The sequence below is a fragment of the Synechococcus sp. R50.1 genome (assembly GCF_047462115.1).
Classification (GTDB): Bacteria; Cyanobacteriota; Cyanobacteriia; order Thermostichales; family Thermostichaceae; genus Thermostichus.
Genome location: NZ_JANSIN010000049.1, coordinates 2,810 through 18,048, shown reverse-complemented (window position 1 = coordinate 18,048; position 15,239 = coordinate 2,810). Strand labels below are relative to the sequence as shown.

General features: G+C 58.7%; 8 protein-coding genes, 3 pseudogenes and 1 CRISPR repeat array. Of the genes and pseudogenes, 9 read left to right on the top strand and 2 right to left on the bottom strand.

The genetic code is table 11. The annotated features are described in order from the left end of the window. Window positions 1-102, top strand: a pseudogene (locus tag NW870_RS10910) (IS5/IS1182 family transposase); the annotation flags it as partial. 145 nt (window positions 103-247) lie between these two features. After that, window positions 248-682, top strand: a pseudogene (tnpA, locus tag NW870_RS10905) (IS200/IS605 family transposase). A 60-nt stretch (window positions 683-742) separates the two neighbouring features. Here tnpA and NW870_RS10900 read toward each other — a convergent pair. Next, complete coding sequence (locus NW870_RS10900; protein WP_414355918.1) at window positions 743-1,027, bottom strand: YggT family protein; 285 nt, start codon at window positions 1,025-1,027, stop codon at window positions 743-745. A gap of 243 nt (window positions 1,028-1,270) precedes the next feature. Here NW870_RS10900 and NW870_RS10895 point away from each other — a divergent pair, with 243 nt between their 5' ends. The 6 genes from NW870_RS10895 (at window position 1,271) to NW870_RS10870 (ending at window position 12,412) form a co-directional block, all read left to right on the top strand. Beyond that, window positions 1,271-2,413 carry a response regulator gene (locus NW870_RS10895; RefSeq protein ID WP_414375292.1) on the top strand — a complete coding sequence of 381 codons (1,143 nt, stop codon included), beginning with the start codon at window positions 1,271-1,273 and terminating at the stop codon, window positions 2,411-2,413. A 188-nt stretch (window positions 2,414-2,601) separates the two neighbouring features. Then, window positions 2,602-2,979 carry a response regulator gene (locus tag NW870_RS10890; protein WP_414375291.1) on the top strand — a complete coding sequence of 126 codons (378 nt, stop codon included), beginning with the start codon at window positions 2,602-2,604 and terminating at the stop codon, window positions 2,977-2,979. After that, window positions 2,976-3,341 (top strand): response regulator transcription factor, encoded by a 366-nt coding sequence (locus NW870_RS10885; RefSeq protein WP_414375290.1) that lies wholly within the window; start codon window positions 2,976-2,978, stop codon window positions 3,339-3,341. Before NW870_RS10890 ends, NW870_RS10885 begins: the two co-directional genes overlap by 4 nt. Before the next feature lie 112 nt (window positions 3,342-3,453). Continuing rightward, window positions 3,454-3,972 carry a CheW domain-containing protein gene (locus tag NW870_RS10880; protein WP_414375289.1) on the top strand — a complete coding sequence of 173 codons (519 nt, stop codon included), beginning with the start codon at window positions 3,454-3,456 and terminating at the stop codon, window positions 3,970-3,972. Window positions 3,973-4,274: 302 nt separating this feature from the next. Continuing rightward, window positions 4,275-6,776, top strand: coding sequence for a methyl-accepting chemotaxis protein (locus NW870_RS10875; RefSeq protein WP_414375288.1), 2,502 nt, complete (start codon window positions 4,275-4,277; stop codon window positions 6,774-6,776). A 191-nt stretch (window positions 6,777-6,967) separates the two neighbouring features. Beyond that, window positions 6,968-12,412 (top strand): response regulator, encoded by a 5,445-nt coding sequence (locus tag NW870_RS10870; RefSeq protein WP_414375287.1) that lies wholly within the window; start codon window positions 6,968-6,970, stop codon window positions 12,410-12,412. Between the two features lie 72 nt (window positions 12,413-12,484). Here the strand turns inward: NW870_RS10870 and upp are convergent, their stop codons facing one another. Then, entirely contained in the window at window positions 12,485-13,117 is a 633-nt protein-coding gene (gene upp / locus NW870_RS10865) for a uracil phosphoribosyltransferase (protein ID WP_414375293.1), read from the bottom strand. Window positions 13,118-13,234: 117 nt separating this feature from the next. Between upp and NW870_RS10860 the strand changes: the two are divergent. Continuing rightward, window positions 13,235-13,888 (top strand): annotated as a pseudogene (locus NW870_RS10860) (metallophosphoesterase family protein); the annotation flags it as partial. Window positions 13,889-14,328: 440 nt separating this feature from the next. Beyond that, a CRISPR array of direct repeats spans window positions 14,329-15,198; the repeat unit is 36 nt; unit sequence GTTTCCAATTTCTAGGGATCCCCCCGAAGGGGGAAC. Window positions 15,199-15,239 lie beyond the last annotated feature (41 nt).

Genomic DNA, 15,239 nt, shown 5'->3' with positions numbered 1-15,239 from the left:
AAGTTAAAGCAGTACCGGCATCTATGTTCTCGTTTTGACAAATTGGCCAGGAACTTCTTGAGTTTTCTCTATCTCGTTAGTGCTCTCTTTTGGCTCAAATGAAAGATCAACACAACCTAGGACTCCGTCCCGCTGGCGCGAATAGTCTCCACCTCCGTTTTAGAGTCGGGCGCTCGCCTTGGCGGCGCGGAGCGCTTTGCCCCATCCCGACTTGCTCGATATTTTCAGAAGCCACCTCATCCCGGTCATGGACTGCTCCACAACCATCGCAGACCACCACCCGAGTGGCAAAGACCGCAACAGCGTTTCCAGCTTGCAAGCGCACTTGGTGTTTGTCACCCAATACAAACGCAGGATACTAAGGTTTGGACTTAATTGCGGCAGCATTTAAGAGCGTTGCCCAATCGATGGATTTTGGGATTTTAGAGTTTAACGGTGGAGCAGACCATGTTCATCTTTTGATTTTCTACCCACCTAAGTGGTCTTTTTCCAGATGGTTAACGCCCTCAAGGGAGTCTCCAGCCGCAGGTACGGGCAGGCTAAGTTTCCCAAGCCCTACGGCAAAACCGCCTTGTGGAGTCCTAGCTACTTTGCATCAGGTGTGGGTGGTGCTCCCCTGCAAGTCTTAGTTGCCTACATTCAAAACCAAGAAGAGCCGCCCTGTCGCGTCAGCGGGCCCTAGGCCTTAAGGGCGGGGTTTTAGACCCAGTTTTCTGATAAAAGACTGTTAACACAAACGCTCTCAGTGCAGAGCCATCGTCAGCAGCCCCTGCTGCCCCAGCAACACCTCCCGCAACAGGGTAACCAGGCCCACCCAAACCACAGGGGCCATGTCCACACCTCCCAGCGGCGGGATCAGGCGGCGGGTCGGGCGTAACAGAAACTCCGTCAGGCCGACCACCAGCGAGTAGGGCAACCGGGAAGTATCCAGTTGTGGATACCACGACAGAAAGATGCGCAGCACAAACAAGATGGTGTAAAGCGCCAGCAGCGGGCCAAGCACCCAGGCAGTGAATATCGGCAGCATAGATTTTGCAGCAACCAGGCTTTAGGGAATACTCTGGATCCATTCTGCTCTGGCTGGGAGCAACCTGTCGGGATCCCGAAGATGCTCTGGGGAATGCAGACGCTCGGCCCGAGTCAACCCACAACTTTTTTGGACTTTAACTGCGTTCCCGAATATTCCCGAAAATAGCCTTGCCGCAGGGCGGCAACCGTGAAGACTAGCGTCATAATAGTCGTATCTTGCTGGACTTCGGGCAGGGATCCCATGCAGGGAAAACTACAAGAGATCGATATCCGCAGCATCCTTCAGCTCATCGAGCTGGGCCAGCGCACCGGTGAGCTTTTCGTAGAGGCCAGCCCCTCTGCCTACTGGTTTGTCTTTTTCCTGAATGGACGAATCATCTACGCCTCTGAAGCAGAAGGGAACATCGCCCGCCTCAAAGACTACTTGCGCCGGTTCAAGGTGGAAGCTGCCCTTGAGGAAATTCAAATTCCCCACAAAGCTGCAGTCAACGCTCCCGAATACAACCGCCTCTGGTCTTTGCTGGAAAACCACAAGCTCAACCCCAACCAAGGCAAGCAAATCCTGCTGGGCATGGTGCGGGAAGTCCTCTTCGACCTGCTTAGCCTCCACCACGGCTCCTTCATTTTCGAGGCTGGATCCCCCCTGGCCCCCCAGTTGACCACCTTCCCCGTCACCCCCCTGCTCACCGAGATCGTAGCCCAAGTGCAGGAGTGGAAAAAACTGCACCCCTACATCCAAGCTCCCAACCAAGCTCCCACCATTCTCAACCCCATTCCTCTGCAGCAACACTTGCCAGCCCCCGTCTTCAAGGCCCTAAGCGAATGGTCGGATGGCAAAACCAGCATTCGCCAGATGAGCCGCTACTTGGGCCGAGATACCCTCACAGTGGCCAAGGCCATCTATCCCTACGTCCGCCAAGGGGTCATTCAACTGTCCGAGCCCGTCTTGATCGTGGAGCCCAAGCCCAGCCGTCCCCTCAAACCCAGCGATAAGCCCAGCCACATCCTTTGCATCGACGATTCTATGGCCATCCAAAAAACCGTAGAGTTCATCCTGCAAAACGAGGGCTACCAGGTCACCACCATCGGCAATCCTCTCAAAGCCTTGGGACAGGTGTTTCTCCTCAACCCAGATATGATCCTCTGTGATGTGGCCATGCCCAAATTGGATGGGTATGAGCTGTGCGCCATGTTGCGCAAGTCCAGCCAGTTTCGCGAAACCCCCATGATCATGCTGACCGGCAAGGATGGCTTCACCGATCGGATTAAGGCCCGCATGGCCGGAGCCAACGAGTTTTTGAGCAAACCCTTTGCGGAAAAGGAGTTGTTGACCATTGTTGAATCCTACGTAGGCCCTCCCCCCAAACGGGGCGGTGGCGAATAGGCGTTGGGGCAGCCAAAATGTTGGCACAGAGGACTGTGGGCGGGGTACTGGACAGAAGAGTGGCCTCACCGAAACAATAGGGGTAGCATGGCCGACTTGGAGCCATGGAGCCGGGTGAGGTTAGAAGGCGAAATCTCAGTCAAAGCAGCCCGACGGTTGCGCGGGAGTGCAAAAGGAGCAAGACGGCGATGAGCAAAGTGCTGGTGGTGGATGACAACCGTACCTACCTGGAGACCATTTCCAGCTTGCTTTCCGAGAACGGTTTGGAAGTCTCCACAGCAACAGACGGCGTAGAGGCGATGGAGCTCATTCGTCAGCAAAAGCCTGATGTGGTGGTGCTGGATATTGTCATGCCGCGCATGAACGGCTATGAGGTGTGCCGGGAAGTGAAGGGGGATGAGAGCACCAAGCACATTCGCATCGTCGTGTGTTCCACCAAAGACCAGACCTTTGATATCGAGTGGGCCAGGCGCAATCAGGCGGATGCCTATGTAACCAAGCCCTTCAAGCCCCAAGAGCTCCTGGCGACCATCAAACATCAATTGCGGGAGATGAATCGGAAATGAGTCGCGTTTTGGTGGTGGAAGACAGCCAATCCCAGCGGGAGATGATCAGCAAGCTGCTGCAGGAGAACGGCTTGGAGGTGACGGTGGTGGGGGATGGCGTGGAAGCCATCGAAGCCGTGAAGCAGAGCAAACCCGATCTGATCGTGCTGGATATTGTCATGCCGCGCATGAATGGGTATGAGGTGTGCCGCCTTCTGAAAGCCGATCCCCTCACCCAGAAAACCCCGATCGTCATGTGTTCCTCCAAGGGCGAAGAATTTGACCGCTACTGGGGGATCCGCCAGGGGGCGGATGCCTACATTGCCAAACCTTTCCAGCCCCAGGAGCTGGTGGGTACGATTAAACAATTGCTGAGAGGTTGAGAACCGCTTTTCTGCCTCGAGACTTCTGGGAAAGTTGGGGGGCTTTGTATTTTGGCAGGGGGCGTGGGCGGAGACGAACTCTCCACAAAGCTGTTACAGGCGGGGGCGCATCATGCTGGGGGATCTGGATTTATTGATGGGGGATGAAACCCAGGAACTGCGGGAGATGGAGGCTCCCGAAGGTGAGCTATTCCTAAAGTTCAAGATTGCCACCGGGGAGGAATTCGCGCTGCCAGCGGTATCGGTTGTGGAGGTGATGAGCATTGGCCCAGAGAAAATCACCCCCATGCCCAATGTCGCTCCGGTTTTGCTGGGCACGCTGAATTTGCGGGGCGAGATCGTCTGGGTTGCGGATCTGGGGCAGTTTTTGGGGATCAGCCCGCCCCTGAATATCGACCGAGCTGAGATCCCTGTGGTGGCCGTAATGGATCAACAGGATTTGCTGATGGGCTTGGCTGTGGATTTAATTGTGGGTATGGAGTGGCTGAAGACTGAACTGGTGCGGCCTGCCCTCACGGCTCCTGAGTCCATGGCTCCTTTTTTGCGAGGGGAATGGGTGGTGCCCGGAACGGGATCGCGCTTGCCCTTGCTGGATCAGTCGGCCATTCTGAGATCCCATCGTTGGGGTTGACAAGCGGCCCCCTGTGAGTTCGGCGAGAGGAAAGTGTATAGTTCCTATCAAAGATCCAAGCTGACTCCATTCACAATGGGGAAAGCTGGACTGATGCTATCCCCTGCTGATGCGTAAGGGTGAGATTGCATAGTGGCCAAACCTTGAGAGGGCGGCAGAAAAGTGCATTCTTGACCGAATGGGGGCAGAAGGAGAGATAGCCTGCATCTATTATTCTAAGAGGTTCTGAGGTGTTGGGGGCGTTCCGTTTGCATCTGTGTTGAAGCGTGAACAGAGGTAGCCAAGCAGTGAAGGGAGGATCCATGGTTCCGAGCGCGAACAGTCAGAGAGACTACACCGATGCGGTGGCCGCCTTTTGGCAGGGAGACTACGTCCAGGCGGTGCGGTTGTTCAACCAAGTGGCTGCTGCTCAACCGCAAGATACTGCTGTCAAGCTGCTGCTGGCTTCAGCACAAAAACAAGCTGGGCAGTTGTTGGAAGCTCGCCAAACCTACAACACCATTTTACAAACGGCCAGCGATCCCGATGAGCTGGAGTCGGCCCGGAAGGGTCTAGAGGAGCTGTTGCAAATGGCGCCGGAGCTGGCGGACATTTCCGATTCCCCAAGAGCGGACGAGTTTCGCCCTCAAGATGAGTTTGCACCTGGGTCGGATGCCTTTTCGGAAGAGGCTTTCCCTGCTGCCGATCCCTTCTTGCAGTTCGAGGGGATGGGGGAAGAAGAGTCGGATCCCTTCGCTCAAGATCCGTTTCCGCTGGAGGCGGACAGCCTTAGCGGCGATGGCGAAGTCTTCATGGGAGAAGAGAGATTTGGGGATCCCTTTGAGACCGGCCTGCAAATGCCGGGAGCTGATCCATTGGGTTCATCTTACCAGATGCCAACCCATTCTCGGGTAACACCACCGGCCACCTCGCGACGGGTAGGCTCGGAAGAGGGCGGGCCTCAAACCGATCCGGTGGTCGAAGATGACTTTGCCTTCCTCAACGAGTTCGATCGAGAGCATCTGGAAGCCCTAGAAGGCGACTCCGACTCCATTACGCAGTTGGCCGGCGATGCCGATTTTCCCGATGAGATGGGCTTCTCCCTGCCCGGTCTTGAGGAAGAGGAAGGGGGATCCCTGGAAGAAGGCCTGCCGACCGAATTGGCTGCCCCCATGAGTGAGCCGATCCCTGCCCCCGATGAAGATACTGCCAGTCCCGGCTCTGCCCTCTTCGAGCTTGACGAGCTAGACAGCCTGGATCGCGAACTTGCCGGCATGGATGGCGGCGAGCCGGTGGGGGCCTTCCACCCAAACGAGGGGGCGATTGGGGGGATGAGCCCAATGGCGGAGACCGGCAGCGGAGCGGCCCAAGTTCTGCTGCCCACGGCCTCCCTCCCTATTCCCAGTGCAGGCGAACAAGGGGCAAGAACCTCTGCCGGGATCGCCAACCGACCGATTGCGGATCGGCAATTGGCCATAGCGCTTATCCAAGGAGCGGTGAGCTTGGCTGCCGGGCTGGCGATTGGCCTTGGGATCCCGGCCAACGGGGGAGCTCGCTTGATTGCCGGGGTGATCGGAGGTGGGGTGATCGGCACAGGAGCAGGGGTTATCCTTGGAGCCGGCAGTGCCAAACAAGTTCGCTCCACCGCCCAAGAGCTGGCCAGTCATTTTGCCGCCTTGGCCCAGGGGAATTATTCAGTACGAGCCACAGCCAACACCCACGATGAGCTGGGGCGCTTGGCCGACAGCTTTAACCAGATGGCGGCTGCCCTTGAAGCCAACTTCGCCGAACTGAGCCAGCGGGCTGCCGAGCAAGGGCAAGCTAAGGAAGACCTACAGCGCCAGGTGATTCGCCTGCTGGACGACGTGGAAGGGGCTGCCCGTGGAGACCTGACGGTGCGGGCAGAGGTGACTGCCGACGTGCTGGGGGCTGTGGCCGACTCCTTTAACCTGACCATTCGCAGTCTGCGAGACATTGTCAGCCAGGTGAAGCGGGCCGCCGCCGCCGTGAACGATGCCGCCTTGCAGAACGAGGACTTTGCCCGCAGCCTCTCTGCCGACGCCTTGCGCCAGGCGGAGGAGATTTCCAACTCCCTCAACTCCATTCAGGAGATGACGGACTCCATTCAAGAGGTGGCCAGCAACGCCCGCGAAGCGGCCAACGTGACTGCCCAAGCCACAGAAGCAGCCGCTCGGGGTGGAGAAGCTGTGGATCGCACGGTAAGTGGCATCCTGGAAATTCGCGAAACCGTGGCAGAAACCACCCGCAAAGTGAAGCGATTGGCGGAATCCTCGCAGGAAATTTCCAAAATTGTGGCTTTGATCTCTCAAATTGCCTCGCGCACCAACCTGCTTGCCCTCAACGCCAGCATCGAGGCGGCACGAGCCGGGGAATCGGGACGGGGCTTTGCCATCGTGGCCGATGAGGTGCGACAACTGGCCGACCGAGCTGCCAAAGCCTCGAAGGAGATCGAGCAGATCGTGTTGCAGATTCAATCGGAAACCGGCAACGTGATGACGGCTATGGAAGAAGGCACCCAACTGGTGATCGAGGGGACGCGGCGGGCCGAGCAGGCCAAGAACAGCCTGGACGAGATTATCGAGGTCAGTCGCCGGATCGACGAGTTGGTGCGGGCGATCTCTCAGGCCACCGTGCAACAAACGGAAACCTCTCGCTCTGTGGCGCAGGTGATGCAATCGGTGGAGTTGACCGCCAACGAGACCTCTAAGGAGGCGCAGAAGGTGGCAGCTTCGCTCCAACAGTTGGTGAGCATCGCCCGCGAGTTGCAAACTTCTGTCGGTCGCTTCCGGGTTGGGGATGAATGAGCAAATCTGCTGTTTTGAGGGCATTCTAGGGACAAGGATCCCCATGCAGGAGACGTTATCGATCCTTAGCAAATGCCACTGGGATCCCCCTGTTCCGACTTTTGGCCGGACTCTTCGCTCAGGCGAGCCTCAATCTGTCCGGTCTGCTATTACTGATGCATACCTGTGGGCTGTAGGAAGGGCCTCCTGCCATGAATGAAGAAGCACAAAAGCGGATCCTCAGTTATTTCATCGAAGAAGCCCGCGACCACTTGGCAACGATTGAACAAGTGCTCCTCAGCTTGCGGGACAGCATGAGCGATCCCGAGCTGATCAACGAGCTGTTTCGAGCTGCTCACTCCATCAAGGGGGGAGCTGCCATGCTGGGCCTCACCAGCATCCAACGGACGGCCCACCGCATGGAAGATTTTTTCAACATTTTTCGCTCCCGTCCAGGCGGAGTGCCTGTCGATCAGCACCTGGAAACCCTGCTGCTGCGGGCTTTTGATGGGCTTTCAATGTTGTTGGAGGAGCTGCAGAGCCCCCGCGGCCTCACCCAAGAAGTCAGCAACACCACCCTGGCGGAACTGGAGCCGGTTTTTCAAGAGACCGAAAGGCACATTCAAAATCTTCTTGGCGAGGGCACTGTTCCCAGCCTTGCTCCAACTCCCGTCTCGTCGCCGGCGGTTCGCACCCTGCAGCAGGACATGGCGGAGGTGGTGCCGCAGCAGTTGCGCCAGATGCTGGAGCTGTTTAAACAACGGGATCAGCCAGATGTCCGAGAGCGCTTGGCAGCGGCGAATGCCGTTCTCAAGGAGATCGGACAAGTTCATCATCTGGCGGGCTGGCAACAGTTGACGGAAACTTTCGAGCAAGCTCTGGGCAACCCCGATGCCGACCTGCGTGCTCTGGCTTTGGTCGCCCTGCGGGATTTGAAGCAGGGACAGCAGCTCATCCTAGACGGCAAGGCCGAACAGGTTGCCCCTTCTTCAGAACTGCAACAATTGGCTCGCCCTGCCGCTCCCCCTGCCCCGCCGGATCCTCTTGAGGTGGTGGTGCATCAGCAGATCCCGGCCCTGCTGCGCCAGATGCTGGAGCTGTTCAAACGTCCTGACGACCCGGCCACTCGACCGGCTCTGCAAGCTCTGGCCCAATCTTTGCAGGATTTGGGGCAATCTTCGGCTCTGGAACTGGGGGGCTGGACAGACTTGACCCGCTTGATCGGCGAGATTTTGGCGGATCCCGGCCAGGATTTGCGACAACTGGCCCTGCCGGTGCTGCGAGATCTGAAGCAAGCCCACCAAGCTCTGGCCGGCGGAGCGGCAAACACCATCCGACCCTCGGCTGAGTTGTTGGCTTTCCGCCCTGTTCCGGCAGCCCCTGAAGAGCCAGAAGTCCCTGAGCCCTTCGACCTTGGCCTTGCTTGGGGGTCTGAGGCAGAGCCGTCATTCCCAGAACCTGGGGGTGCCCCAGAGGATTGGGCTGCGGCTGCTGGGATCCCTGCGGAGGAAGGCGCTACCCCCGATCTGAGCTGGGAAGCGGTAACCCTCGCTGAGACATCCTTTCAAGAGGATGAGCCCGGAGCTGCCCTGTCGCCGGAGCAGGAGAGCGCAGAGGCAAGCGGAGATCTGGCGGCGGAACAGCCCTCATCCCTTTGGGAAGTGGGCACTGCTGAGGACTCCGTCCCGCTGGCGGGAACAGATTCAGAGCACCGATCTGCTCCCGCGGAAGAGGGGGATCTGGATCTGAGTTGGCCAGGGATCCGAGCCGAAGCGGCTTGGGAGGAAGACTGGAGGACAGCTGCCGTGCCGGCAGAAAGCCCAGAAGAGGACGGGCAGGGAGCTGACTTGGCCTCTGTTGCGGACGACTTCGGTCGCGTTAGCGGAGCGGAGCTCTATGCCACTCCCTTGGATCTGGAGGAAGAAGCCACCTCAGCCTTTGACGAGCTGTTTGCCAACGCAGAAGCGCTATCCGATATTGAAGAATTCCCAACGGAGCTGATCCCCTCCTCTCCTGAGCCCCTCTTGCAGACCTTTGAGGATCTGAGCCCAAGGTTGGATGAGGAGAGAGCCGAGGCCGATCTGGCGGAGCTGTTTGCCGAAGTGGTGGGTGAAGGGGCAGAGGGGTTTGTCTCTGCTGAGCCTGCCTGGGATGCTGAACAGGAGCCGACTGCCCAGAGCGTTGCTGCGGAAATGGGCGAGGGATCCGGCTTTGTCCCGGACGAAGCCGCAAGTGCCGGGGTAGAGGCCCTATTTGAGCTGGAGGAACTTCCCGTAGAGAGTGCTTTCCGGCAGGAAGGGTCTCAGCTTCCGGACTTGGAGGCCGTTCCCGCTGGTGAGCCGGAGGCCGATCCTTGGGCGGCTGAACCGTCCCCACCCCTTCAGGAAGCCCTTGAGGACGGGGAAATCGCAGCAGATCTCTGGGCTGAATTTCCCGCAGATATCCAGCTAGAGGATTTTTCCATCCCAGCAGATTATCTGGCAGAGTCGGGATCCGACGAGGTGGGATCCTTAGAGTCCGCTGACTCTGCTGCCTTCGATACTGCCGAAGACAGCCTGGAGAGCTTTTTTTCCACCCCTGCGGCAGAAGCCGATCCGGCTTGGTCGATGCCGGAAGCAAGTGAACCTTCCGTATTTTTGGATCCCTCTTTTGGCCCATCCCTGGACATCGCTGAGGCTGATGCTGCCGAAGCTGAGCAACTGGGGGATCTCTTTATCGGCGAACCCTTCCCCACGTCGCCCGACATGGCCAATGAGCCGAGGGAATCGCCAATTCCAGACTTCGGAGCCGAGCTGAGCCTAGGGGATCTCTTCGCCGGCGAGACCCTCGAGGAGGCGTCCGATGGGGACTCCATCCCCCTGACCCAATCAGCAGCTGGGGACACAGCAGAAGCCCAGGCGTGGGCGCTTCTGGAGGAGCTGTTCCCGGTTCAGGAGGAGTCTTTCGCAGACCTGCAACCCACGGCTGAGGAGGCAGTCGCCCCTTCCCCCGAGCTCTCCTTCGACCGTCTCGATGCCCTATTCACCCAGGAATCCGACCCAGAAGAACTGAGCCTGGGGGCCAGGGGATCCCTCTCGGCCATGGATAGCGACAGCCAGGTGGATCTGGATGAGTTGAGCCAGTTCTTTGCAGAAGGGGAAGCGCTCCAGGAAGAGACCCCCTTGGATTTTGCCACCTTCCTGGGCGACACAGAGGCTTTGCAAGCGAGCAGCCTGGCCGAAGCGCCCGTGTCCGAGCCAGAGCCGCTTGATGCTGCAGTGGAGGAGGACAGTGCCCCCCAACCTGCAGAGGACGACCTGGAAAGCCAGTTGGCCAGCCTGTTTGCAGAGGATGAATCCTTGGCTGTTCCTGTTGGCCAGGCTGAGACCCCAGAGGAAGAAGCGCTGGAAGCTGCTCCGGCTCCCCGTTTGGACGATTTGGCAGCTCTTTTCGATGCTGCTGAACCGGCGGCGGCTTTTGAGGAGACATTTGCTCCCACCCTAGAGCCTGCTGCTGCAGTGCCGGGCGAGGCTGGAAGCGATTTTGAAGCCCAACTGGAGTCTCTCCTGGGGGATCTCGATCGCGTCAGCGGTGCGGAGCCCTTTGTAGCTCCCAAAGCGCCTGCCGCTGCTCCTACACCTTCACCATCTGTTGCTGCTCCCGCTCCGGCGGTGACTGGGCCAACCTCACGGCGAGCTGCTGCCCTCAGCAACCCCGTGATGCGGGTGGAAGTACGTCACCTCGACTCCATCAACAACCTGGTGGGAGAGTTGGTGGTCATCCGCAACAGCATGGAGCAAAACCAAACCCGTCTGCGCCAGTTTCTGGATGGCCTACTGGGCCGTGTGCAACAGCTAGGGGATCTGGGCCAGCGCATGCGGGATCAGTATGACCGCTCTCTGTTGGAATCGGCTTTGTTCTCCAGCCGCAGCGGCTCAGCCTATGGCGGCACGGTGACGGTGGGCTTCGGTCGAAATGGCGAGGGATCCAGCCGAGGAAGGCGGAGTCATTCCTCCGGCCAAGAGTTCGACAAGCTGGAGATGGATCAGTTTACGGCCTTCCACGCTCTGGCCCAGGAGATCATTGAGCTCATCGTGCGGGTGCGCGAGTCCTCCTCCGACATCGAGTTTGCCGTGGATGAGGCCGAGCAGATCACCCGCCAATTCCGGCAGGTAACCACCCAACTGCAAGAGGGCCTGAACCGGGCGCGCATGGTGCCCTTCTCGCAAGTTGCCGATCGGTTGCCCCGCGCCATTCGGGATCTCTCCATCAAAACGGGCAAGCAGGCCAGCCTGGTGGTGGAAGGCCGTGACACGCTCATCGACAAGGCCATCCTGGAGGAGCTCTATGACCCGATGACCCACCTGGTGAACAACGCCCTGGTACACGGGATCGAGACCCCTGAGGAGCGGCGGCGGGCGGGCAAGCCCCCTGAGGGCAAGATCACCGTCAAGGCCTTCTATCAGGGCAACCAAACCATCATCATCGTCTCGGACGATGGCGCCGGGATCCCGGTGGAGAAGGTCAAGGCCAAGGCCCAAAGGCTGGGGCTGCTGTCGGAGCAAGCCGACGAAGACGAAGTGTTCAACGTTCTCTTCCACCCCGGCTTCAGCGTTCGCGAGGCCAGCGAAGTGGACGATCTGGCCGGGCGGGGGGTTGGCTTGGATGTGGTGCGCCGCAACATCACCGATCTGCGCGGCAGTATCCAAGTGGATTCTGTGCGGGGCAAAGGAACCACCTTTACCATCCGCCTCCCCCTCACCCTGAGCATCTCCAAGGCCATGGTGTGTGTCAGCGACAAAGCCCTGATCGCCTTCCCCCTGGATGGCGTGGAGGAGATGCTGGATGTTCCTGCCGACGAAGTTCAGCCGGATGAGCAGGGGCGGCCCTCGATTCTCTGGCGGGATCAGCGCCTTCCCTTCCAGCCCCTCTCGAATCTGCTGGCCTACAGCCGCAGCCACAGCCGCAGCCGTTCTGAGGTGTACAGCATCACCCAGGATGAGGGCATTATTCCCATTGTCATCCTGCAAAGTGCCGGTCAGTATGTTGCCCTGCAGGTGGACAGCTTTGTGGAAGAGCAGGAAATCGTGATCAAGCAACTGCGCGGGCCTGTGCCCAAGCCACTGGGCATTTCTGGGGCAACGGTGTTGGGGAACGGGCGGGTCCTGCCGATTGCCGACATCATCGAGCTGGTGGACATAGCCCACGGTCGCCGTCGGGATCTCAACCGCTTCTGGCTGGATCACCGGGATGAGGAGCCGACCCCGGAAGAGGTGCGCCAGACCACCGTGTTGATCGTGGACGACTCGATCACCGTTCGGGAGCTGCTCTCAATGTCTTTCCAGAAGGTGGGCTACCGGGTGGAACAGGCGCGGGATGGCCAGGATGCCTGGGAAAAGCTGCGCGGCGGCCTGCCCTGCGACCTCATCTTCTGCGACATCGAGATGCCGCGGATGGACGGCCTAGAACTGCTCACCCGCCTGCGGGAAGACAGCAACTTCAAGCATCTCCCGGTTGCCATGCTCACCTCGCGGGGGGCAGAACGGCACCGGCAAACAGCACGGGAGCTGGGAGCAACTGCCTACTTCACCAAGCCCTATCTGGAAGAGGAGCTGCTCAGCGCTGCTGCCCGCATGTTGAGGGGGGAACAGTTGTTGGCGCCCAACCCAACTTCCTAATCGCGACAGCGGTGCGGTTCCCGTTCAGTGTGGCGCAGCAACATAGGGTGCTGTAGGCATGGCACTCTCCCATCAGCGGGTGCCGAACAGGCGATCCCCTGCATCTCCCAGGCCGGGGATGATGTACCCGTGCTCGTCTAGGCCATCGTCTACAGCAGCGGTATAGATTGGCACATCTGGGTTCTGTTCGTGGAAATACCGGATCCCTTCTGGGGCGGCCACCAGGCAGATGAAGCGGATCGACTGGGGTCGGGTTTGGCGTAGGCGCGCTACAGCCGCTGCTGCCGAATGGCCGGTGGCCAACATTGGATCCACCACCAGCACCTCACGATCTTCGATATCGGTGGGCACCTTGAAGTAGTACTCGATGGGGATCAGGGTATGGGGATCCCGATATAGGCCGATATGCCCCACCCGTGCTGATGGGATCAGCTCCAGCATGCCGTCGAGGAGCCCTTGGCCGGCCCGCAGGATGGAGACAAGCATCAACTTTTTCTCTGCCGCCAACATCGGCGCCAACATTGGGGCCATCGGGGTTTGAATGGGCTGTAGCTTGAGGGGCAGATCGCGGGTCACCTCGTAGGCCATCAAGAGGCTGATCTCCCGCATCAGCGCTCGGAAGTCGGCGGTTGTAGTTTCAACACGGCGCATGAGGCTGAGCTTGTGCTGCACCAGAGGGTGATCGATGGTAATCACCTGGGCCACCATGCTGTGCTCCTGAGATAATCGGGATCCCGTGATGGATGTCAGAATAGCAGAAGCGCTTGCCCCCCCGGTGGGCCGAAGGCTTTGTCTGCTTGCTGTTGTCAAGGGGAGTAATCCGTGCAGATCCGCTTTGCTGTGGTGAGCGATCCCCACGTCGCCCTCCCTTCCACCCTTTGGGATCACCCCAGCCGATTTCACCTGGTAGAGGTGAGCATCCCGGCTCTGGAACAGGTTTTGCAGCATCTGGTGCAGTTGCCTCTGGATTTTCTGCTGTTGCCGGGGGATCTGACCCAGCATGGGGAGCCGGAAAACCATGCATGGCTGGCAGAGCGGCTGGCTCGACTGCCCTTTCCGGCTTTTGTGGTGCCCGGCAACCACGATGTGCCCCAGCCCGAGGCCAGCGGGCGCTCTATTGGTTTGGCGGATTTTCCCCGCTACTACCGAGCTTTTGGCTATGAGGACGGGCAGTCTTTGGATTACAGCCGGGTTCTGCGGCCAGGGATCCGTTTGATCGGCCTCAATTCCAACCATTTTGATGCTCAGGGTCAATTGGTGGGGTGTCTAACCCCAGAACAACTGACCTGGCTGGAGAAAGAATTGGCGGCAGCCGAGGAAGAGCTGGTGCTGCTGATGGTGCACCATAATGTGGTCGAGCATCTGCGCGGCCAGTCTCTCCATCCCTGGGGGCGTCGCTACATGCTGGAGAATGCCTCTCAGTTGCGGCGGCTGCTGCAAGCTTATGGGGTGCAACTGGTGTTCACCGGACATCTGCACATCCAGCACATCGCCCGACGAGGGGGGGTTTACGACATTACCACCGGCTCTTTGGTCAGCTTTCCCCACCCCTACCGCCTTGTCGAGATCCGGTCGGATCGAGAGACCGGAATCCAAGTCCATATCCAGAGCTACCGGGTGGGATCCCTGCCCGATTGGCCCGATTTGCAAGCGTTCTCCCGGGAGTGGATGGCCCAGCGCAGCGAACCAGCGGTGGTTAAGTTTTTAACCTCCGCACCGCTGAATTTGCCTTTGGAACAGGCACAAGCCTTGGCCCCACAATTGCGCTACTTTTGGGCAGCGGTGGCTGCCGGGGATCCAGACCTCACTTTCCCAGACTTTCCCCAGCCAGCAGGCCGATTTCTGGAGCGTTTCAGCCGTTGCTTTCGCTGCCCGCCTGATAACCAGGCCCAGTTTCGTTTGACTTCGATTTTCTCTTTTCCAGTTTCTAAGGATCCCCCCGAAGGGGGAACAATCACAGAGAGAATTTTGAAGCCGTTAGGACTTATTGGAAAGGTTTCCAATTTCTAGGGATCCCCCCGAAGGGGGAACACGCAGTGGTTTACCACCACTGTGACCACGACGTTTGGGTGATGTTTCCAATTTCTAGGGATCCCCCCGAAGGGGGAACGTCGCTTACTTACTTGGGCAGGCGTACAACTTTCCAGTTTCCAATTTCTAGGGATCCCCCCGAAGGGGGAACATGCCTGGAAGGTTCATTGATAGTCCTGACATTATAGGCAAGTTTCCAATTTCTAGGGATCCCCCCGAAGGGGGAACTGATCCATATTGGATCATGCTCGAGCACGGCCACAAGTTTCCAATTTCTAGGGATCCCCCCGAAGGGGGAACACGCTACTGTTTATCGCGCCAACTACGCACAGTTGGCTGGTTTCCAATTTCTAGGGATCCCCCCGAAGGGGGAACAAGGGTAATTGTAAGCGTCGTTCATGTGAGCCTCCAATAGTTTCCAATTTCTAGGGATCCCCCCGAAGGGGGAACGGCACTCGACCTCCGCGAGGAAGGACAGGCGTTCTTCGATGTTTCCAATTTCTAGGGATCCCCCCGAAGGGGGAACAAGAAATGCCCAATATAGATGGGGCATTAGATGGATAATGTTTCCAATTTCTAGGGATCCCCCCGAAGGGGGAACTCATTAAGGTAATGCCGTACGCTGGTAAATGGCTCATTCTCGTTTCCAATTTCTAGGGATCCCCCCGAAGGGGGAACGGGCGTTGGGAGCGCCATATCGGTTTCACCGAACAGCGATTGTTTCCAATTTCTAGGGATCCCCCCGAAGGGGGAACGGGCGTTGGGAGCGCCATATCGGTTTCACCGAACAGCGATT